The organism is Kribbella qitaiheensis, assembly GCF_014217565.1.
GTDB classification, from domain to species: Bacteria; Actinomycetota; Actinomycetes; order Propionibacteriales; family Kribbellaceae; genus Kribbella; species Kribbella qitaiheensis_A.
Genome location: NZ_CP043661.1, coordinates 5,579,194 through 5,598,867 on the forward strand (window position 1 = coordinate 5,579,194; position 19,674 = coordinate 5,598,867).

Genomic DNA, 19,674 nt, shown 5'->3' on the forward strand with positions numbered 1-19,674 from the left:
GGCTGGGTACCCGCGGACGGCTGGCGAAGCCCATCATGAAGATCGAGCATCGAGCGATGGTGCGGCGGGAAGTTGCACCGTGACGCAGAGGCCGCCGGCGGGGCGGCGGGTGAGGGTCAGTCTTCCGTCGTGTGCCCGGGTGATGCTCTTGACGATCGCCAGGCCGAGGCCGACACCTGCATGATCGGTGCGGATGCGTCCGGTGCCGCGCTGAAACGGTTCGGTGAGCGTCAAGAGCAACTGTGGGCTGAGCGTCTCACCGGTGTTCTCGACAGTGAGCACCACGGCTCTGGGGCGGATGCTGGTCTTGACCCACACCGTGCCCTGCTCCTGCAGATTGTGGACGATCGCGTTGTGCACGAGGTTCGTCGTCAGCTGCAACAGCAGCGGGTGGGAACCGATGGTGGGGGTCAGGTCACCGGAGGTCTCGATGGTGAGGCCGCGCTTCTCGGCGAGGGGGAGGAGCGTTTCGGCGGCTTCTTCCGCAATCAGGGACAGATCGACTTGTTCCCGGGCGAAGGATCGCTGGTCGGAGCGGCTGAGCAGGAGCAATGCTTCGGTGAGATCGATCGCCCGGGTGTTGACGTAGTGGAGGCGCTCGACGAGTTCGCCGGTGTCGCGGGTGAGATCGTTGCGGGCTACGTCGAGAAGGGTCTGCGTGATCGCCAGCGGGGTGCGCAGTTCGTGGGAGGCGTTCGCGGCGAACCGCTGCTGTTCGGCGTCGTGTGCTTCGAGCCGCGCGAGCATGGTGTCGAAGGTGTCGGCGAGCTCGCGGAACTCGTCGTTGCGGCCTTCCAGATGAATCCGGTGGGACAGCGATCCGTCCGCCGCCAGGCGGGCGGCATTCTTGATGCGAACCAGGGGCGCGAGCATTGCGCCGGAGAGAATCCAGCCACCCACGAGACCGAACAGCAGCAGGAGGAGCAGCATCGCGCCTGCCTTCGGGCCGAAGGCGGCCACGAGGTCGGAGCGGTCGGGGATGGAGATCGCCGAGGGGGCGAGATAGTCCGGTACGTACCGCAGCAGGAACAGCCAGACGACCGCGAGCAGCATGACACCTGCCACCATCAGGAACGCGGCATAGCTGAGCGTGAGTTTGAGGCGAACGCTCAAACCCGGCTGCCTATCCACGGTCCGCTGCCTCACGTCCGATGTCGGGTGCGGTGTCGATGCGGTAGCCGGCCCCCGGCCACGGTGGCGATGATCCAGGGTTCTCCGAGCCGTTTGCGCAAGGCCGAGACCGTGATCCGTACGGCGTTGGTGAACGGGTCGGCGTTCTCGTCCCAGGCCCGTTCCAATAGCTCTTCGGCGCTGATCACACCGCCTTCGGCAGCGACGAGGACTTCGAGAACGGCGAACTGCTTCCTGGTCAGCGCGACGTACCGGTTGTCGCGGTAGACCTCACGGCGGAACGGATCCAGCCGCAGGCCCGCGATCTCCCGCACGGGCGGCCGGTTGTGAGCACGCCTGCGGTCGAGTGCTCTGAGCCGGAGCACGAGCTCCCGGAGTTCGAACGGCTTGGTGAGGTAGTCGTCGGCGCCGAGTTCGAACCCGGTGGCCTTGTCGTCGAGACGGTCTGCAGCGGTGAGCATGAGGATCGGCATACCGTTGCCGGAGGCGACGATGCGTTTGGCGATCTGGTCGCCCGAGGGCCCGGGGATGTCGCGGTCGAGGACGGCGATGTCGTAGCTGTTGATGCCCAGCAACTCCAGAGCGGTGTCGCCGTCACCCGCGATGTCTGCCGCTATCGCTTCCAGGCGCAACCCATCGCGGATTGCCTCCGCCATCAGCGGCTCGTCCTCCACGACCAGTACACGCACACTCTCCATGCTACGAGCCGCCTCATATCGGCGGCGTATCAAAAACCACATACGCGCCGGCCACATCACGCTGCCTTGACTGGCAGAGTGACTGGAACCCCATCAACCGCGCGACCAACGATCCGCCGGATCCGCTGGCTCTTCGCCATCGGCCTGGTAGTTGTCATAGCAAGGATCCCCACCGCCCTCGGCTACCAACTGCCGGACCCCTGGTCGTCCACGACCTCTCGCAGTGAGCACCACGAGGGGCTCGACGAGACCGACGGCATCGTCCCCGACGGCACGACGGTCTTCGCGGACGACCTTCCGGCCGTGGCCAACCTCGATCCAGCTCTCCTCAAATCCCTCCGCCGGGCCGCGACGGAGGCCGCGAACGACAAAGTCGGGTTCTACGTCAACAGCGGCTGGCGTTCCCCGGCGTACCAGAATCAGCTCCTCCGCGAGGCGATCACCATGTACGGCTCCGAAGCCGAGGCCGCCCGCTGGGTCGCCACACCCGCGAAGTCCCCTCACGTGTCAGGAGAAGCGGTCGACATCGGCCGCCCCGAGGCGGCGACCTGGCTGTCCGAACACGGCGCCAAGTACGGCCTCTGCCAGATCTACCGCAACGAACCCTGGCACTACGAACTGCGCACCACCGCGATCGACGACGGTTGCCCACGGCCCTACGCCGACCCCACCGATGACCCCAGAACGCAAGAATAATTCGATTGTGCGGTCTTGTTAGATTTTCAAGATGCCTTCCCAGCGCGCCCTATTGCCGCGATCGACCCCTGCCGCCTCGGGGATGTCGTCCCGCGCGGTCGCCACCTTGCTGGACCAGCTCGAAGCGCAATCCATCGAATGTCACTCCTTCATGGTCGTGCACCACGGTCACGTCGTGGCCGAAGGCTGGTGGGCACCGTACTCCGCCGAACGCCCGCACCTCCTTTACTCGCTGACCAAATCGTTCACCTCGGTCGCTGTGGGGCTCGTGATCGCCGACGGGCTGCTCTCGCTGGACGACCGGGTGGTTGACGTGTTGCCCGACCACGTTCCGGCCGGCATCTCGGAGCAGGGACGCCGAATCACCGTTCACCACTTGCTGTCCATGACGGCCGGACACGGCACGGACAGCCTCGACGAGGCCTGGCAACGGGAGCCGGGCGACCTGGTCAAGGGCTTCCTGAGCGTGCCGTTCTCCGAGCCTGAGGGAACCCGGCACACCTACGACAATTCGACCACCTTCATCCTGGCCCGGATGGTGGAACGGGTCACGGGCCAGGGCCTCCCGGAGCTGCTCGACGAGCGCCTCTTCCAGCCGATGGGCGTCGAGGGTGCCGAATGGGACCGGGTGGCGAGCGGTGCCGCCTTCGGATTTCACGGGCTGCACCTGACGACCGAGGCCGTCGCCGCCTTCGGCGAACTGCTGCTGCGCGGAGGCCGTTGGGGCGACCGCCAGCTCGTCCCGCGCGAGTGGCTGGAACTCGCGACCAGCCGGCACAGCGAGACCCTGCCCCTCCCGGGCTGGTCGCAGAACCCCGACTTTCTTTGCGGGTACGGCTACCAGTTCTGGATCTCGCGGCACGGCTACCACGGTCACGGCGCCTTCGGCCAGTACTGCGTGGTCGTCCCGTCGCACGATCTCGTGGTCGTCGTGACCGCCGCCATCGATCAGACAGACGCGGTGCCCGGCGTGTTCTGGGACTATCTGTTGCCCGGCCTGGACAACCCGGGAAGCGCTCAGGACGACGAGATCCTCGCCGACCGGCTGCGGCGGCTGTCCTTCGCGCCGGTACCGGGCTCGGCCGCCCCGGAGCGTTCCGTCAAAGCGAAAGTCGACGCCTCCGCCGAGGATTCGGCCCTTCCCGACGGAACGAAGGTGGTCGTCGAACCGGTGGACGGCGGCTGGCTCCTGCGGCTCGGGTCCTCCATCGAGGTCGCGATCGGCCACGGGGACTGGCGGGAAAGCTCGCCGCTCGGCCGCCCTGTCGTCGCGACCGGCGCCTGGCAGGGTGACACGTTCGTCGCCGAGCTTTTCGTCATCACCACCCCGCACCGGGTCCGCCTGGTGGTCGACGCCGACGCGGGCACAGCTGCGGCGACATGGAGCACCGTGCCCCTGACCACCCCCAACCTGGAGCTGCATCTGCGGTCGCCGCTGATGACCCGACCCGACGTCGCGTAGGCGATTGGCCCACTGCGTAGCCTGGCGGGGTGAAACTTGAGCGGAAGCATGCGTTGGTGCTGATCGGGATCGCGGTCTGGAATCTCGTCACGTACGTGACGTTCATCAAGAATCTGGCCGGGACCGAGGGACGGCCGACGGGGTACTACGTGGCGCACACCGTCTTGATCATCGTGAATCTGCTGATCGCGGGTGTGCTCGGCAGCTGGGGATTCCGGGCGTACAAGGCGTCGCGGCGTACCGACGTCAAGGTTTGACGAACTGGCCCGGGGTGACGCCGAGCATCTTGCGGAAGTGGCGGGTCAGGTGGGACTGGTCGTAGAAGCCTGCCAGGGTGGCGACTTCGGTGGCCGGGCGTCCGTCCAGGAGGTAACGCCTGGCGAGGTCGACCCGTCGTCCGGTCAGGTAGCGGTGCGGTGGCATGCCGTACTCGCGGCTGAACGCCCGGACCAGATGCGTCGGATGCGCGTGCACCAGCTCGGCTGCTTCGTCGAGGGTGAGCCCGGCAGGCAGATGCCCGTCCAGTACTTCGCGTAGGCGGCGCGCGACTCCCGCGTCCCGGCGGTCTGGTGGATCGATGACCCGCCTGCGCAGGTGTTGCTCCAGCCGTTCCTCGATCAGCGCGAGCCGACTCTGCGCCTCCAGGTCTTCCTGACCGTCAGCCAGTACGCCGTGCAACTGGTGGATGCGGTGCCTCAGAACGGGATCCACCAACTCGGGCTGATCCACCGCCGCGCCGACCAGGCCGGCGCCGAGCCGATCGGGCTCCAGGTACAGCACCCGCTTGCGGAAGCCCTCGGGGCGCACCGACCGGCCGTCGTGCGGCACATTCGGGGGCAACAGAGAGACCTGAGCCTGCGCCAAGCCGTGTTCGCGGTGGTCCAGGTCGTACCGCACGACGCCTTCGTCCACGATCAGCACGGTCCAGGCGTCGTGGGTGTGGCTCGGGTACGCGTGCGACGGGAAATAGGCGTGCAGCACCTCGACGACCCCGCCGATCCCGGGTCGCCAGGCCTTGACCTGCGCACTGCCACTCATGGTGGAGAACATACTCTCGACCTCGGGCCGCGGCGAACTCCTCGGCGGTGGGTGGGTCGTCCAGGGCGCCGATCTGCAGAGAGGCTGAGCGAGGTTGAAGGTCTACATCAGTGCGGACATGGAAGGCATCACCGGGCTGGTCGACGCGGAGGACGCCAGGACGGGTCAGCGGTTGAGCAGGAGGCGTACGGCGGTGGGCAGTTCGAGGCCGAGGCTCAGGCGTTGCCAGGCCTGGGAGAAGGAAGAGGCGGTTCTGCTGGTCTGAAACTGGTCACGCACGGCCAGGGCGGCGATCATGATCAGGACCTGGCCGATCGCGAAGAAGACGATGCCCACGGTCAGCTGCGGCACCGAACCAGCCGTGAACTGGTTGTACAGAATCCAGACGACGCCGATCAGCCAAGCCACAAAGCCCACCACGTACGCCGTAGCGAGCAGCCGCGCGTTCGTCTCTTTCGTCCAGTCCATGCCCGCAAGTATGCGGTCTGTGGGTCCGGAGGACGTCAAGAACGTACAAGACCCAGACGGCTCCGCTCGGGGAGAGTCGGTGCTGTGGAGAACGAGACTGAGCCGATTCGGTTCGATACGAAGATCGCGGTGTTGTTGCGGGACGATCTGCCGACCTGGCAGCGGTTGAACGTGACCGCGTTCCTGGTGAGCGGGATCGCGGCAGTTCATCCGGAGACCATCGGAGACCCGTACGAGGACGCCGACGGTACGCCGTACCTGCCGATGTTCCGCCAGCCGGTGCTGGTGTTCGAGGGTTCCAAGGAGTTCATGGCGACGGCGCACGGTCGCGCCCTCAGCCGCGAGATCCCGCACTCCGTCTTCACCCAGGATCTCTTTGCCACCGGCAACGACCGCGACAACCGCGCCGCCGTCCGGGCGGTCCGCCAAGGCGAGCTCGACCTGGTCGGCCTCGCCTTGTACGGCCCCAAGAACGCCGTTGACAAGATCCTCAAGGGCGCCCGGATGCACCCGTAGAAACCCTTGAGACAAAGGGCTCTCAGCGTGGCTCGAAGCTCTCCCAGGTCTTGCCTCGGTCGGTGCTGGTGGCGACCGTCGTCGCGTGCGGTGACTCGAGCTGGATGCCGTACAGCAGCTTCCCGTCGCCGGCGAGGTCGTCCATCCGGTCGGGCACACCGTTGAGCAGCTTCGCCCTGCCACCGCTGAGGCCGTAGAGCGATGGGCTCGGGTGGTCGGTCCTCAAACCGAGCATCACCGCCGTACCGTCGTCGAAGGCGACCGGACCGCCACCGCGGGCCCACGGTTGGTTGGTCACCGTGGTCCAGTGTTCACGCGGTCCGTCGACATCCTCAGCAGGCCGATCGCCTCCAAAGTGGCGCCATCGAGCCACGAGCTAGCCACGATCGTGCGGCCGTTCTGGCTGACCGAGATCTTGGCGGCCGGGTTGTCCGGGTCCAGGAGCGCGTTGTTCCACGTCCTGCCGCCGTTGTCGGTCCAGGCGATGTCACTGCGCGAACCGCTCTCGGACTTCCCGGTGACGACCCACCAGCGCCCGGTACCGTCCCGAACTGGTGAACGCGCACCTTCCAGCCCGGCCGGTTGGAGCTCGCGCAGGGTCGAGTCCCGCACGTTCAGGACCCGCAACTCCCCGCTCGGTCCGACCTGGTCGGTCAGGATCTCATCCGGCTCGAAGGTCTTTCCCGGTCTCGCGTAGCTCAGGGCGGTCCGCAGCGTACCGTTCGCGGTCAGCCGGAGAAGCACTGTCTGCTTCCAGCTCGGGTCTTCGGCCGTGAGCGTCTCCCCGGTCGGTCCCGAGACAGCGATCGCCTCGTCACCGACCCGCAGGCCGGCGTACTGGGATCGAACCGGCCCGGCGACGCTCTTGCCGTCCCGCTTCACCACTGCGGCGTACCGGCAAGGATTCGAACTGCAGTCTGCCCAGGTCGACGACCACCGCGTAGGCGTCGCCACGAGGATAGAACGGACCTCGGCCGCCTTGCCGTGGATCAGCGCCTCGGCTTCCTTCTCGCCGACCGGTACGCCGTCCACCTGCGTCTTTGTGGGCCCCGGAGCGACCGGGATCTCCTGGCCCCGACGCTGCCGCCCAGTGGCAGCAGAACGGCCAGTACTGCGGTTGCGGTAGCCACTGCGGTCCCCGCTCCGATGAGCACCTGACGACGACGGCGGCGCCGTATGCCGCGGCGCTGCAGGTCCTCGAACGGCATCGGCTCGACGGATTCCTGGACCGACCAGGCGAGATCCTTCAGTTCAGACATGGTCGACCTCCTGGGCGTCGTCGGCGAACTCTTGGACGAGCGGTGCGAGCCGAGCACGTACGCGGCTGAGTCGCGCCTTGACGGTGCCCTCCGCTACGCCGAGCTGTACTGCGATCTCGCGGACCGGCAGGTCGACGATGTGGTGCAAGGCGATCGCTTCGCGCTGTTCGTACGGCAACTGCCGCAAGGCCTCGACCAGGGCGACATGGTCGGGCGACAACGCCGGCACGGAGCCCGGCGGAGGTATGGCCTTGGCGAGCAGCGAGAACTGCCGGCCCTGTCGCCGGAACCTGCTGCGGACGACGTTGAGCGCGACGACCCGTAACCAGGCCTCCGGGTTGTCCACCGCCGCGAACCGGCGAGGCTTCTCCACCGCCCGGACGAACGCCTCCTGGACCGCGTCCTCGGCTTCGGAAAGGCTCCCGCAGATCGCGAACAACTGGCCGACGAGGCGGCGGTAACAGCCGTCGTACAGGTCGCGCAGGCTCTCGCCCATCAGCCCTCCCGAGTGGTCATCTACTACCACGACTCCCGGGAGGACCGGTTGGTTGCACTCAGACGCGGCGGAAGATCAGGGCTCGTTTGACTTCCTGGATGGCCTTGGTGACCTCGATGCCGCGGGGGCAGGCCTCGGTGCAGTTGAAGGTGGTCCGGCAGCGCCAGACGCCTTCCTTGTCGTTCAGGATCTCCAGCCGCTGCTCGGTGCCCTCGTCGCGGCTGTCGAAGATGAACCGGTGCGCGCCGACGATCGCCTGCGGGCCGAAGTACTGGCCGTCGGACCAGAAGACCGGGCAGGACGTCGTGCAGGCGGCGCAGAGGATGCACTTGGTGGTGTCGTCGAAGCGTTCCCGGTCAGACTGCGACTGGATCCGCTCCCGGGTCGGCTCGTGGCCGCTCGTGACCAGGAACGGCATGATGGAGCGGTACGCGTCGAAGAACGGCTCCATGTCGACGACCAGGTCCTTGAGCACCGGCAGGCCCTTGATGGGCTCGACGGTGATCTCCTTGTCCGGGTTCAGGTCCTTGATCAGCGTCTTGCAGGCCAGCCGGTTGCGGCCGTTGATCCGCATCGCGTCCGAGCCGCAGACGCCGTGCGCGCAGGACCGGCGGAAGGTCAACGTGCCGTCCTGCTCCCACTTGATCTTGTGCAGCGCGTCCAGCACCCGGTCGCCGGGCAGCAGGGTGACCGAGTAGGTCTTCCACTCGGACTCGTCCAGCACCTCGGGGTTGTACCGAAGGATCTTGACCTTGACATCCATCAGTACTTCCGCTCCATCGGCTTGTAGCGAGTCTGAACGACCGGTTTGTAGTCCAGCCGGATATTCACGGTGCCTTCGGCATCGACAGACCGGTAGGCCATCGTGTGCCGCATGAAGTTCACGTCGTCACGCTTGTCGTAGTCCTCACGGAAGTGCCCGCCCCGGGACTCCTTGCGAGCCAGCGCGGAAACCACCAGCACTTCGGCCAGATCGAGCAGGAAGCCCAGCTCGACGGCCTCCAGCAGGTCGGTGTTGAACCGCTTGCCCTTGTCCTGCACGGAAACCTGGGCGAATCGTTGCTTCAGGCCCTCGATATCGGTCAGAGCCTGCTTCAGCGAGCCCTCGGTCCGGTAGACCTGCGCGTTGATGTCCATCGTGGCCTGCAGGTCGGTCCGGATCGCCGCCACCCGCTCGGTGCCGTCGGCGCTGCGCATGCCCTCGATCAGCTCGACCACAAAGGCCTCGGGCTCGGCGGGCAGCTCTTCGAAGTCAGCGGTCGACGCGTACTCCGCGGCCGCGATCCCGGCTCGCCGCCCGAACACGTTGATGTCCAGCAGCGAGTTCGTGCCGAGCCGGTTCGCACCGTGCACGGAGACGCAGGCGACCTCGCCCGCGGCGTACAGGCCGGGGATGACGTCGTCGTTGTTGGCCAGCGCCTCGCCCTGGATGTTGGTCGGGATGCCGCCCATCGCGTAGTGCGCGGTCGGGAAGACCGGGATCTGCTCGGTGTACGGCTCGACGCCGAGATAGGTGCGGGCGAACTCGGTGATGTCCGGCAGCTTCGCGTCGATGTGTGCGGGCTCCAGGTGGGTCAGGTCGAGCATCACGTACGCGCCGTCGGGGCCACAGCCACGGCCTTCGCGTACTTCGTTCGCCATCGCCCGGGCGACCATGTCGCGCGGCGCGAGGTCCTTCACGGTCGGCGCGTACCGCTCCATGAAGCGCTCGTTGTCCTTGTTGCGCAGGATTCCGCCCTCACCGCGAGCGGCCTCAGACAGCAGCACACCGAGGCCCGCGAGGCCGGTCGGGTGGAACTGGAAGAACTCCATGTCCTCCAGCGGCAGGCCCTTGCGCCAGACGATGCCCATCCCGTCGCCGGTCAGCGTGTGCGCGTTCGAGGTTGTCCGGAAGACCTTGCCGAAGCCGCCCGAGGCGAACACGATCGACTTGGCCGAGAAGATGTGCAGCTCACCGGTGGCCAGTTCGTAGGCCACCACACCGGTCGCGCGACCGCCGACCATCAGCAGGTCCAGTACGTAGAACTCGTTGAAGAACTCGACGTTCTGCTTGATGCACTGCTGGTACAGCGTCTGCAGGATCATATGGCCGGTACGGTCGGCCGCGAAGCAGGACCGGCGGACGACGGCCTCACCGTGGTTGCGGGTGTGCCCACCGAAGAAGCGCTGGTCGATCTTGCCCTCGGCCGTCCGGTTGAACGGCAGGCCCATCTTCTCCAGGTCCAGGACGGCGTCGACGGCCTCGCGGCACATCACCTCGGCCGCGTCCTGGTCGACCAGGAAGTCGCCGCCCTTGACCGTGTCGAAGGTGTGCCACTCCCAGTTGTCCTCCTCGACATTGGCGAGGGCGGCGCACATCCCACCCTGTGCGGCGCCGGTGTGGGACCGGGTCGGGTAGAGCTTGGTGAGCACCGCGGTCCGGGTCCGCTTGCTGGACTCCAGGGCGGCGCGCATTCCCGCTCCGCCCGCGCCGACGATGACGACGTCGTACTGGTGGCGCTGCATGAGAAGACTGTCCTTACTTGCAGACCGACAGCGTGGAGCTGGGGTCTAGGCAGGGATCGAAGGTGAAGATGACCAGGGTGCCGAGGACGACGATCACGATCGCCGCGGTGATCAGCAGAGCCTTCAGCCAGAACCTGGTCTGGTCCTTCTCGGCGTAGTCGTTGACGATCGTGCGCATCCCGTTGGTGCCGTGCAGCATCGCCAGCCACAGCATCAGCAGGTCCCAGACCTGCCAGAGCGGGTTGGCCCACTTGCCGGCCACGAACCCGAAGTCGAGCGCGGTGATCCCGCCGCCGAGCATCAGGTTGACGAACAGGTGTCCGAGCACGAGCACGATCAGGGCGAGCCCGGACAGCCGCATGAACAGCCAACTGTACAACTCGAAGTTGGTCTGACCGGAGCGGTTGCGGCCGCCGCCCTTCAGCGAGCGGGACCGGGTGGAGGAACGCGGGGTGGCGATCTCGGACATCTCAGCCTCCGAAGACGTGGCTCAGGTGCCGGATCACGAACGGCACGAACAACACGACCCAGATGATCCCGACGCCGATCATCAGCTTGCGCTGGTTCCGCGGGCCCTTGGCCCAGAAGTCCACCAGGATCAGCCGGATGCCGTTGAAGGCGTGGAACAGGATGGCCCCGACCAGGCCGACCTCCATCAGGCCGACGATCGGGTTCTTGTAGGTCCCGATCACCTCGTTGTAGGCCTCCGGGGAAACCCTGACCAAAGCGGTGTCGAGTACATGGACCAGGAGGAAGAAGAAGATCCCGACCCCGGTGATCCGGTGCGCGACCCACGACCACATGCCTTCGTGGCCGCGATACAGCGTGCCGGGGGAATGATGCGCGGTTTGCTGGGCAAACCGATCCTCCGATCGGACGACAGACCAGAGCCGGGGACCGCGGCGACTCCGGGGCGTCCAGATGGCAAAGGGGCCGCAGTCGGCTCGACCCGGCAGGTGACCAGGGCCGTTCTTGATGCTATCGCTGCGCCGCACCGGTTCTGGCCCACCCGCGTGTGACTTCGCTCTCTGAAGTCAGCACAAAGTCTCCCGGGGCAGTTCAGCGGACTCGTTTGCCGATCCGGCCCGGTGCTGGATGATGGCGGGAAGTGACCGGCCGGTCACCGCTGGAACGGCCTGCGACCGGGGTGGTGGGGTGGGGGTCGAATCAACACAGTGGGGTAGGGCCTTGGAAGAGTCTTCACCGCTCAAGAGAGACCTCCCGCAGGAAGTCGGAGGGTTCACCGGTCGCGCCACCGAGCTGGCTGCCCTCGGCAAGCTCAACCGCATCACTGTCGTGTCCGGCACTGCCGGGGTGGGCAAGAGTGCGTTGGTGGTCCGCTGGGCTCGCACTGTGCGTGACCAGTTCCCAGACGGCCTGCTCTTCGTCGATCTGCGCGGCTTCGACCCGGAGCGGCAGCTGCGACCGGCAGAGGCGCTCGACCAGCTCCTGCAGGCCCTACTTGGCCCCAAGGCCGTCCTGCCGACGGACTACGCCGAGCGGGTCGACCGGTATCGCTCACTGACGGCAGCGAAGCGCCTGCTGGTGATCCTGGACAACGCCGCCGGCGTGGAGCAAGTGACGGACCTACTGCCCGGCGGCGACAGTAGTTGCACGGTGATCACCAGCAGACGCGACCTGGCCGGCCTGGTCGTCCGGTACGGCGCGGCGCGGGTCGAGGCCGGCCTGCTGCCGCTCGAGGACGCGGTGGCCTTGTTCAACAAGCTGGTCGGAGCACGCGCCAAGTCAGATCCGGCGGGTGTGATCGCCATGGTGGATCGTTGCGCCCGCCTGCCGCTCGCAGTACGGGTGGCTGCGGAGCTTGCGACGACCCGGCCGCAGGTGCCGTTGGCCGGGCTGGTCGCCGAGCTGGATCGCCAAGGGCTGGACAGCTTGTCCGCAGACGGAGACCCCCGTACTGCGGTCCGCTCGGTGCTGTCGTGGTCCTTGAAACACCTACCCGACGCAGCGCGGCAGACCTTCGTACTGGCGGGCCTCGCTCCCGGACACGAGTTCTGTTTCGCCGCTGTGCGAGCCATGATCGCTCCGGTCGATGCGGTGGCCGCTGTCACCGATCTGGTTCGGGCGAACCTCTGGAAGGAGGTTGCTGCCAACCGGTTCGGCCAGCACGACCTGCTGCGCGCGTACGCCGTTGAGCAGGCCGCTGCGCTTCCCCTGGAGCGAAGGCAGCAGGCGACCGTCCGGATCCTCCGGCACTACCTGGACGGCGCGGCAGACGCCATGGACCTACTGCATCCGGCGGACCGGCACCGGCGGCCACGGTCCAGGACCAGTACGGGCCCTGACTTCATCGGCATCGCCCACGCGAAGGACTGGCTGGACACCGAGGAGGCCAACCTGCTGGGCTGCGTCGAGCTCGCTGCGACCGGCGGCTGGCCTGTCCTGGCCCGGGACCTCACCAGGACCATCGCCCGACACCTGGAGATGGGCGGACACTACGACCGGAGCAGGGAGATGCTGCAGTACGCCCAGCAGGCCTGTCTGGAGCTGGGGGATCGCCGGGGCGAGGCGTTCATGCTCGGCGGGCTCGGCATCTCGTCGTACCGGCTGGGGCGGTACGACGAAGCGTGTGACGAGCACGAGCAGGCGCTGCGGATCCGGCAGGAGATCGGCGATCGGGCCGGCGAGAGCGCGACGCTGAGCAACCTCGGCCTCGTGCACGAGCGGCTCGGCAGCTACGCCTCCGCGGCGAACCTCTTCGGCGCCTCGCTGACGATCAGCCGCGAACTGGGCGACCGGCACGGCAACGCGCACTCGCTGAACAACCTGGGCAACATGCGGCTGCGCACCGGCAAGCCGGCCGCCGCGATCCGCAACTATCGCGAGGCGTTGACCGAGTTCACCGAGATCGGCGACGGGTACGGCAGGGGACTCACGCTGGACAATCTCGGACTCGCGCTGCTCCGGCTCGGGCGGCTCGACGTCGCGATGAACCATCACCGCGAGGCGCTCGCGATCAGGACCGAGCTCGGCGATCGCGACGGTGAGGGCAGCTCACTGACCGGGATCGGCCTGGTGCTGGAGGCGCTCGGCCGGTCTGCGGAGGCGATCAGCTGGTACCAGCAGGCGCTGGACGTGTTCATCGAGATCGGCGACAGCGCCGGCGAAGGCTGGGTGCTCACCGCGCTCGCTGTCAGTTGCCGCTCGGCCGGGCGCGATCGTGAGGCGCTGGAGCACCACCGGCGTTCGCTGGGGCTGGTCCTCGGCACCGACCACCGGGTGGAGGCGGAGGCTTACAACGCGTACGGCGACACGCTGGCCCTGCTCGGCCGCCATCTCGAGGCGGCCGATGCGTACCGGTCCGCGCTCGACCTGGTGGCCACGATCGGTGACCGGTACGAGCACGGCCGGGCTCTGCAGGGGCTCGGTGCCGTCGCGGCCGCGACCGGGAATCTGCCGGAAGCCCGGGCCCGATGGACCTCCGCGCGACGTATCTTCGCGGAGTTGGAGGTCCCCGAGGCGGACGAGGTGGGCAAGGCACTGGCAGCGGTTGACTTCAACCGCCCTTGAAGCCGGAAGCTGAAGTGGCCCGCCCCGGCAGGGCCCGAATGGACCTGGTCGCGGGGGCCGGCCGGACCTAGCGTTGGTCCGGCGACGACACGGGCCCGGCGGTCGCCGGGAGAAGAGGGGACGAGAGTGAGTTTCTGGATCTGTGAGACCTGCGCGGTCGAGCACTCCGAGCAGGTCGAGGTGTGCGCGATCTGCGCCGATGAACGGCAGTGGGTGCCCGCCGACGGGCAGCACTGGACGACGCTCGAGCAGCTGGCCGCCGCCGGCTACAAGGTCGAGGTCAAGGACGTCGAGCCCGGCCTGTACGGCGTGACCTCGACCCCCAGCGCCGGGATCGGCCAGCAGTCGATGGTGGTCCAGACGGTCGAGGGCAATCTGCTCTGGGACCCGATCGGCTACCTCGACGACGACGCGGTCGAGAAGGTCCGCGCGCTCGGTGAGGTGAAGGCGATCATCGCGAGCCACCCGCACATGTACGGCGTACAGGTCGAGTGGAGCCGCCGGCTCGGCGGCGTGCCGGTCTATGTGTCAGAGGCCGACGCCGAGTGGGTCGCCAGGCAGGACCCGGCGATCAAGACCTGGTCCGGCACGCTGGACCTACTCCCCGGCGTCACGCTGATCCAGCCGGGCGGGCACTTCCCGGGCAGCGCGGTGGTGCACTGGGCAGAAGGTGCCGAGGGCAAGGGAGTGATCCTGGCCGGCGACACCCTCTTCGCCAACCCGGACCGCACCTCGGTCAGCTTCATGCGCAGCTACCCGAACAGGATCCCGCTGTCGGGCGCCGTCGTCGACCGGGTCGCCAAGGCGCTGGACGCGTTCTCCTACGACCGCCTCTACGGCAACTTCGGCGCCTCGATCCCGACCGACGCCCGCAACGTCGTCCGCCGCTCGGCCGACCGCCACGCAGCCTGGGCCCGAGGCGACTTCGACCACCTGACCTAAGCGTTCCGATAGGGGGCGCTAAGCCGCGAGCTTTACCGCCAATCGGGTGTGCAGGTTGAGCATGTGCTGCACGCAGGAATCCCAGTCGTAGAGCTCGGCCCGGCTTCGGGCCGCGGCTCTACGCCCTGGCTGCTGCGCGAGTTCCAGTACTGCGTCCGCCAGCAGGTCGGCCTTCGCCGGAGCCCATCGGCCGCAGCTGGAGTCGACCAACTCTCTTGCCCCGCCGGTGTTCGCCGTGACCACCGGCGTACCGGCGGCCAGTGCCTCCAGAACTGCGAGGCCGAACGTCTCGCCAGGGCAGACCGACAGGGCCACGTCCGCCTCCGCGAGGTGCCGCGCCAGCGCGACCCGGCCATCGACGTACCCGTGGAAGATGATCGGCGCGCTGCCCGCGATCGCGAGCAGTTCGTCCAGGTGCGGGCCCGAGCCATAGACGTCCAGCCGCGTCGGTACGCCGCGTCGGTGCAACTCGACCGCTGTCGCGACGGCGAGGTCTGGGCTCTTCTCGCGGGACAACCTGCCCGCGTGAACGAGCTTGAGGATCCCGTCGTCGGCAGGGCTGCCGAGTGACGGGTGGAAGGTGTCCAGATCGACGCCGAGCGGGATCCGGACCAGTGGCGTGGTGACCTCGTCGAACTCGGCCGCCGCATAGCGGGAGGTGACCACCACCGCGTCGTACGTGCGGCTCAGCAACTTGTAGAGCGCGCCGACGCCGGCCGCGACCCCGAGTTGGCGGCCGGTCCGCAGCGAGAGCATCGCGTCGAGCCGTTCGTGGCTGAAGAGGACCGAACCGATGCCCTGCCGGCGGGCCCACCTTGCTACCGGCAACAAAGTGGACTTGTCCGAGATCTCCACCGTCGTAGGGCCGAACCGCTCCAGCGCCTCGATCACCTTCCAGGGATCGGTGATGAGCCGGTACCCGCCGCCGACCTTCGGCGCCTTCATCCGGACGATCGTGCCTACCTCGGTGTCGGTGACGCTGTCCCGCTCGCCGGGCGTGATCAGGATGCGATCGGCACCGGCCTCGCAGTACCCCTGACCGAGATGCTCGATCGCGGTCCGCATCCCACCGGAGGTCGGGCCGACGAAGTTCGCGAGCTGGGCGATCCGTAACGTCATGCGGCCCGCCGTACTGTCGCGATCCCGGCGAGTACTTCGGCGTAGTGGCGGTCGACCAGATCGTCTACAACGGCCGGCCAGGTTCGGGTCTGGACTCTGCGACGGCCGGCCGCGGCCATCGCAGTACGGAGGTCGGGGTTGTCCAGCAGGTGTGAGACGGCTTGGCGTAGTGAATCTGCCTTGCCTGGTTCGAAGAGCAGGCCGGTCTCGCCCGGGCGGATCAGGTCGAGCGGTCCGCCCGCGGCCGGTCCGACGGTGGCGACGCCCGAGGCCTGTGCCTCCTGGATCGTCTGGCAGAAGGTTTCGTGTTCGCCGGTGTGCACGAAGAGGTCCAGGCCGGCGAAGATCGAGGCGAGGTCGGTGCCCCGGCGCATCCCGAGGAAAGTTGCGTTCGGCAACAAGGTCTCCAGGGAGGCGCGATCTGGGCCGTCGCCGACCACCACCAGGTGGCAGTCGAGTTCGCTCAGCTCGGCCAGCCGCTTCACCTTCTTCTCCGCGGCCAGCCTCCCGACGTACCCGACGATCGGCTTGCCGTCGGGGGAAATCTCCCGGCGCCAGGCCTCGAGCCGGTGCGACGGGTCGAACAGGTCGAGGTTCACGCCGCGGCCCCAGTGGTGCACCCGCGGTACGCCCTCCTGGACCAGTTGCGCCACCGCGGACGACGATGGCGCGAGGGTGCGGTCGCAGCGCGAGTGGATCCGGCGGATCCAGGCCCAACAGCCGCGGTCGGCCTTGGCGAACCACGGATACTGCCGGGCGAAACCGGCCAGGTCCGTCTGGAACACCGCGACAGTCGGTACTCCGAGCCGCCGCGCGCTCCGCAGTCCGTAGGCGCCGAGCACGAAGGGAGCCGCGAGATGAACGAGATCCGGCTTGAACTCGGCCATCGCGCGTTCGATCGCGGGATCGGGCAGGCCGACCGGGATCTCTTTGTAGCCAGGGATCCCGAAGCTACGGGCCCGGAGTACCCGTACTCCGTTGTAAGTGTCCGGGCCGGGGCCGGCCGCTATGATCAGCAGCTCGTGCCCGCGGGCCAGTAACCGGTCGGCGACGTGGCGAACCGTGTTCGCCACGCCATTGATCTGCGGCAGGAAGCACTCGGCAACCATCACTATGCGCACAACCCGAAGGTTCCCGTCCCCGCATGAACCCTCGGCGACGCTCTCGTGACCCGGTGTCGATTCCCTGGCAACACATCCACGGCCGTTGGATGGCCAGGCAGTGACCAGCAAGCAGTACTTCAACCAACCCGCGGGTACGACGAAAAGCACCCGCTCCGCGCCCTCCTGCTAGCCGAGTTGGTCGCGGCGGCGGGTTAGGTAGGCGGTTTCGGCGGTGTTGCCGGCTAGGGCGATGGCTTTGTCGTATGCCGCGCGGGACTCCTGGCTGCGGCCTAGTCGGCGGAGGAGGTCGGCGCGGGTTGCGTGGTAGGCGTGGTAGCCGGCGAGTTTGTCCTCGAGGCGGTCGACAGCCGCGATCGCTACCTCCGGGCCGTCGAGCTCCGCGACTGCGATGGCCTGGTTGAGGGCGACGATCGGGGAGGGGTCGAGCCGGGCCAGCTGGTTGTACAGGGCAACGATTTGCGACCAGTCGGTGTTGCGGACGTCGCGGGCGGAGGTGTGGACGGCGTTGATCGCGGCGAGGATCTGGTAGCGCCCTGGAGCTATCCGGGTGGCCAGGCGCTCGCGAACGAGCCGATGACCCTCGACGACCAGCGCTGTGTCCCAGGAGCCACGGTCCTGCTCTTCGAGGGAGACCAGTTCGCCGGTTGCCGAGACTCGGGCCGTACGGCGGGCCTCGGTGAGGAGCATCAGTGCCAGCAGCCCGGCCACCTCGCCGTCGGTCGGTAGCAGCGCACGGATCAGGCGGGTGAGCCGGATCGCCTCGGCGGTCAGCTCGTGCCGGACGGGATCGGTGTCGGCGCCGGTCGCCAGGTAGCCCTCGTTGAACACGAGGAAGAGGACGGCGAGCACGCCGGTGACGCGTCCCGGGAGGTCCTCCGCGGCCGGCACCCGATACGGGATCCGGGTCGCCTTGATCTTGGCCTTCGCGCGGGTGATCCGCTGGCCCATCGCGGTCTCCTGCACCAGGAAGGCCCGGGCGATCTCGGGCACGGTCAGACCGCCGACCATCCGCAGCGTCAGCGCCATCCGGGTCTCCATCGCGAGCGCCGGGTGGCAGCAGGTGAAGATCAGCCGGAGCCGCTCGTCCTCGATGGCGCCAAGAGGCTCGGGCGGGTCGTCTTCGGACAGCATCTGAGCCTCCTTGTGCTTGTCGTCGCGTTTGTTCTCGCGCCGGAGCCGGTCGATCGCCTTGTGGTTGGCGGTGGTGGTCAGCCAGGCGCCGGGATTCGGCGGTACGCCGTCGGCCGGCCACCGCTCGACGGCCGTCGCGAAGGCCTCGGCCGCGGCTTCCTCGGCGATGCCGAGGTCACCGAACCGTCGGGTCAGGGCGGCGACCACCCGCGCCCACTCCTCATGGTGGGCCTGGGTGATCGCCTCCTGGGCAGCGGTCTCGTTCACAGGAACGGCCGCACCTCGACCTTCCGGTTGCAGGCCTTCGATCCCTCGGTGGCGAGTTTGAGTGCCACGTCGAGGTCGGGGGCCTCGATGATCCAGACGCCGGCCATCAGCTCCTTCGTCTCCACGAACGGCCCGTCCGTGAACACCGCCTCGCCGTCCCGGTTGTCGATGACGGTGGCCGTGGTGGGGGAGTCGAGACCCCCGGCGAAGACCCAGTAGCCCTCGGCCACGAGCTTGTCGTTGAACACGTCGATCGCGTCCTGCTCCTCCGGCGTACCGGAGTTGGTCTTGTCGTGGATCACGGAAAGCAGGTACTGCATGTCAGCTCATCTCCTGTGCTTTCGAAGGTGCCCTTTCACCCGTACTACGAACGCCGCTGCCCCGATCCGACACCGCCGGCCGGACCTCTTTCAAGAATCTTCCGGTACGCCGGGGCCCAGCGGCTCGGCGGCGCCACCCGGCTTCGCCTCCGGTTTCGTGTGCAGCACATCGCGGACCTGCTCCGCGGCGCGCAGGATGCTCTCGCTGATGAACTCGCTGAAGCGAGCGATGTTCTCCAACCGGGCAGCAGCCGGCGTTCCGCGGCCGAGAACCCCGACACCCCGCCGCGCGATCTCGGCGAGATGCGCCGTACGCCGGGCGCTGGCGATCGTCGACTGGTACCAGACCTCGTCGTCGACGAAGTAGCGCTCGCGGCGGCGTTCGTCGCGTTCCCGCCGGATCAGGCCCTGGACCTCGAGAAACCCGATCGCCTTGGAGACGGACGCCGGGCTGACCTGGAGGTGCTGGACGAGTTGGGCGGCGGTAACGCTGCCCTCGTCGGCGACGAAGAGGCAGGTCAGCACGCTCGCCGTCATCTTGGGCAGGCCCTGCTCCATCATCAGGGTGGTGAACGCCTCCTCGTACTCACGGACGGCGCCGTCGTCGCGCCCATGGCCCTGCGCCAGCGCGATCTGCCCGCGGGGTACGACGGGTTTGCTTCGGCGGACGCGGTGTTCGGTCGCGCGGTGGGCCAGATCGGCCCGGTACGCCGCGGGGCCGCCGTTCCGCATCACCTCACGCGTGATCGTCGAGGTGGGACGGTCGAGCCGCCGGGCGATCTCGGCGTAGGCGAGCCCGTCGGCCAGTCCGAGCGCGATCCGCTGACGTTCCTGCTGGTTGAGCCTGCCTCCCGGCACCGCGTTCTCCCTTCATGCCTGAGTCGCCAGGATAGCGTTCACTTCTCATCCAACGCAACGAAGCGATAACTGCTCGTTGCGTTAAGATTAGAGCTGTTGCAACGATATTCGTG

Annotated in this window: 22 protein-coding genes and 1 pseudogene; 6 read left to right on the forward strand and 17 right to left on the reverse strand. The window is 67.8% G+C overall.

Annotation, left to right across the window (positions count from 1 at the left end):
* Positions 1-33 precede the first annotated feature (33 nt).
* Positions 34-1,131, reverse strand: a complete 1,098-nt coding sequence (locus tag F1D05_RS26555) for a sensor histidine kinase (protein ID WP_185443206.1) — start codon at positions 1,129-1,131, stop codon at positions 34-36.
* A pseudogene (locus F1D05_RS26560) lies at positions 1,124-1,820 on the reverse strand (response regulator transcription factor). The gene F1D05_RS26555 and the pseudogene F1D05_RS26560 overlap by 8 nt, the downstream one beginning before the upstream one ends.
* A gap of 87 nt (positions 1,821-1,907) precedes the next feature.
* Between F1D05_RS26560 and F1D05_RS26565 the strand changes: the two are divergent.
* From F1D05_RS26565 to F1D05_RS26575, 3 genes are read left to right on the forward strand one after another with little or no spacing between them, the layout of a single operon-like run.
* Positions 1,908-2,525: a M15 family metallopeptidase gene (locus tag F1D05_RS26565; RefSeq protein ID WP_185443207.1), complete on the forward strand. Its 618-nt coding sequence runs from the start codon at positions 1,908-1,910 to the stop codon at positions 2,523-2,525.
* 31 nt (positions 2,526-2,556) lie between these two features.
* On the forward strand, positions 2,557-3,987 hold the full coding sequence (locus F1D05_RS26570; RefSeq protein ID WP_185443208.1) for a serine hydrolase domain-containing protein: 1,431 nt from the start codon (positions 2,557-2,559) through the stop codon (positions 3,985-3,987).
* 29 nt (positions 3,988-4,016) lie between these two features.
* A complete protein-coding gene (locus F1D05_RS26575; protein WP_185443209.1) occupies positions 4,017-4,244 on the forward strand; it encodes an SCO4848 family membrane protein in 228 nt (75 codons plus the stop codon).
* On the opposite strand, the gene F1D05_RS26580 is transcribed toward F1D05_RS26575, so the two are convergent.
* Together F1D05_RS26580 and F1D05_RS26590 are read right to left on the reverse strand one after the other, a co-directional pair.
* Complete coding sequence (locus F1D05_RS26580; RefSeq protein WP_185443210.1) at positions 4,234-5,025, reverse strand: helix-turn-helix transcriptional regulator; 792 nt, start codon at positions 5,023-5,025, stop codon at positions 4,234-4,236. The genes F1D05_RS26575 and F1D05_RS26580 overlap by 11 nt on opposite strands.
* A 165-nt stretch (positions 5,026-5,190) precedes the next feature.
* Entirely contained in the window at positions 5,191-5,493 is a 303-nt protein-coding gene (locus F1D05_RS26590; protein WP_185449862.1) for a hypothetical protein, read from the reverse strand.
* Positions 5,494-5,577: 84 nt separating this feature from the next.
* Between F1D05_RS26590 and F1D05_RS26595 the strand changes: the two genes are divergently transcribed.
* Entirely contained in the window at positions 5,578-6,009 is a 432-nt protein-coding gene (locus tag F1D05_RS26595; protein ID WP_185443211.1) for a DUF2000 domain-containing protein, read from the forward strand.
* Between the two features lie 22 nt (positions 6,010-6,031).
* Here F1D05_RS26595 and F1D05_RS26600 read toward each other — a convergent pair whose 3' ends face one another.
* The 8 genes from F1D05_RS26600 to sdhC are packed head-to-tail and all read right to left on the reverse strand — an operon-like array spanning position 6,032 to position 11,093.
* A complete protein-coding gene (locus tag F1D05_RS26600; protein WP_185443212.1) occupies positions 6,032-6,307 on the reverse strand; it encodes a hypothetical protein in 276 nt (91 codons plus the stop codon).
* On the reverse strand, positions 6,304-7,041 hold the full coding sequence (locus F1D05_RS26605; protein WP_185443213.1) for a hypothetical protein: 738 nt from the start codon (positions 7,039-7,041) through the stop codon (positions 6,304-6,306). Before F1D05_RS26605 ends, F1D05_RS26600 begins: the two co-directional genes overlap by 4 nt.
* Positions 6,999-7,268, reverse strand: coding sequence for a hypothetical protein (locus F1D05_RS26610; RefSeq protein WP_185443214.1), 270 nt, complete (start codon positions 7,266-7,268; stop codon positions 6,999-7,001). Before F1D05_RS26610 ends, F1D05_RS26605 begins: the two co-directional genes overlap by 43 nt.
* A complete protein-coding gene (locus F1D05_RS26615; RefSeq protein WP_185443215.1) occupies positions 7,261-7,764 on the reverse strand; it encodes an RNA polymerase sigma factor in 504 nt (167 codons plus the stop codon). The genes F1D05_RS26610 and F1D05_RS26615 overlap by 8 nt, the downstream gene beginning before the upstream one ends.
* Positions 7,765-7,822: 58 nt before the next feature.
* Entirely contained in the window at positions 7,823-8,527 is a 705-nt protein-coding gene (locus F1D05_RS26620) for a succinate dehydrogenase iron-sulfur subunit (RefSeq protein ID WP_185443216.1), read from the reverse strand.
* Entirely contained in the window at positions 8,527-10,269 is a 1,743-nt protein-coding gene (gene sdhA, locus F1D05_RS26625; protein ID WP_185443217.1) for a succinate dehydrogenase flavoprotein subunit, read from the reverse strand. The genes F1D05_RS26620 and sdhA overlap by 1 nt, the downstream gene beginning before the upstream one ends.
* 13 nt (positions 10,270-10,282) lie before the next feature.
* Positions 10,283-10,738: a succinate dehydrogenase hydrophobic membrane anchor subunit gene (locus tag F1D05_RS26630; protein WP_185443218.1), complete on the reverse strand. Its 456-nt coding sequence runs from the start codon at positions 10,736-10,738 to the stop codon at positions 10,283-10,285.
* Between the two features lies 1 nt (position 10,739).
* On the reverse strand, positions 10,740-11,093 hold the full coding sequence (gene sdhC / locus F1D05_RS26635; protein WP_185449482.1) for a succinate dehydrogenase, cytochrome b556 subunit: 354 nt from the start codon (positions 11,091-11,093) through the stop codon (positions 10,740-10,742).
* Between the two features lie 364 nt (positions 11,094-11,457).
* Here sdhC and F1D05_RS26640 point away from each other — a divergent pair, with 364 nt between their 5' ends.
* Entirely contained in the window at positions 11,458-13,800 is a 2,343-nt protein-coding gene (locus tag F1D05_RS26640; RefSeq protein ID WP_185443219.1) for a tetratricopeptide repeat protein, read from the forward strand.
* 126 nt (positions 13,801-13,926) lie between these two features.
* Complete coding sequence (locus tag F1D05_RS26645) at positions 13,927-14,742, forward strand: MBL fold metallo-hydrolase (RefSeq protein WP_185443220.1); 816 nt, start codon at positions 13,927-13,929, stop codon at positions 14,740-14,742.
* Positions 14,743-14,760: 18 nt separating this feature from the next.
* Here the strand turns inward: F1D05_RS26645 and F1D05_RS26650 are convergent, their stop codons facing one another.
* The 5 genes from F1D05_RS26650 to F1D05_RS26670 form a co-directional block, all read right to left on the reverse strand.
* Positions 14,761-15,861 carry a glycosyltransferase gene (locus F1D05_RS26650; RefSeq protein ID WP_185443221.1) on the reverse strand — a complete coding sequence of 367 codons (1,101 nt, stop codon included), beginning with the start codon at positions 15,859-15,861 and terminating at the stop codon, positions 14,761-14,763.
* Positions 15,858-16,982: a glycosyltransferase family 4 protein gene (locus F1D05_RS26655; protein ID WP_206685839.1), complete on the reverse strand. Its 1,125-nt coding sequence runs from the start codon at positions 16,980-16,982 to the stop codon at positions 15,858-15,860. The genes F1D05_RS26650 and F1D05_RS26655 overlap by 4 nt, the downstream gene beginning before the upstream one ends.
* A 168-nt stretch (positions 16,983-17,150) precedes the next feature.
* Complete coding sequence (locus F1D05_RS26660) at positions 17,151-18,383, reverse strand: RNA polymerase sigma factor (RefSeq protein ID WP_185443222.1); 1,233 nt, start codon at positions 18,381-18,383, stop codon at positions 17,151-17,153.
* Positions 18,380-18,703 (reverse strand): YciI family protein, encoded by a 324-nt coding sequence (locus F1D05_RS26665; protein WP_185443223.1) that lies wholly within the window; start codon positions 18,701-18,703, stop codon positions 18,380-18,382. The genes F1D05_RS26660 and F1D05_RS26665 overlap by 4 nt, the downstream gene beginning before the upstream one ends.
* Positions 18,704-18,793: 90 nt before the next feature.
* The gene (locus tag F1D05_RS26670) at positions 18,794-19,561 is read right to left on the reverse strand and encodes a MarR family transcriptional regulator (RefSeq protein ID WP_185443224.1); all 768 of its coding nucleotides are present in this window, start codon (positions 19,559-19,561) and stop codon (positions 18,794-18,796) included.
* Positions 19,562-19,674 lie beyond the last annotated feature (113 nt).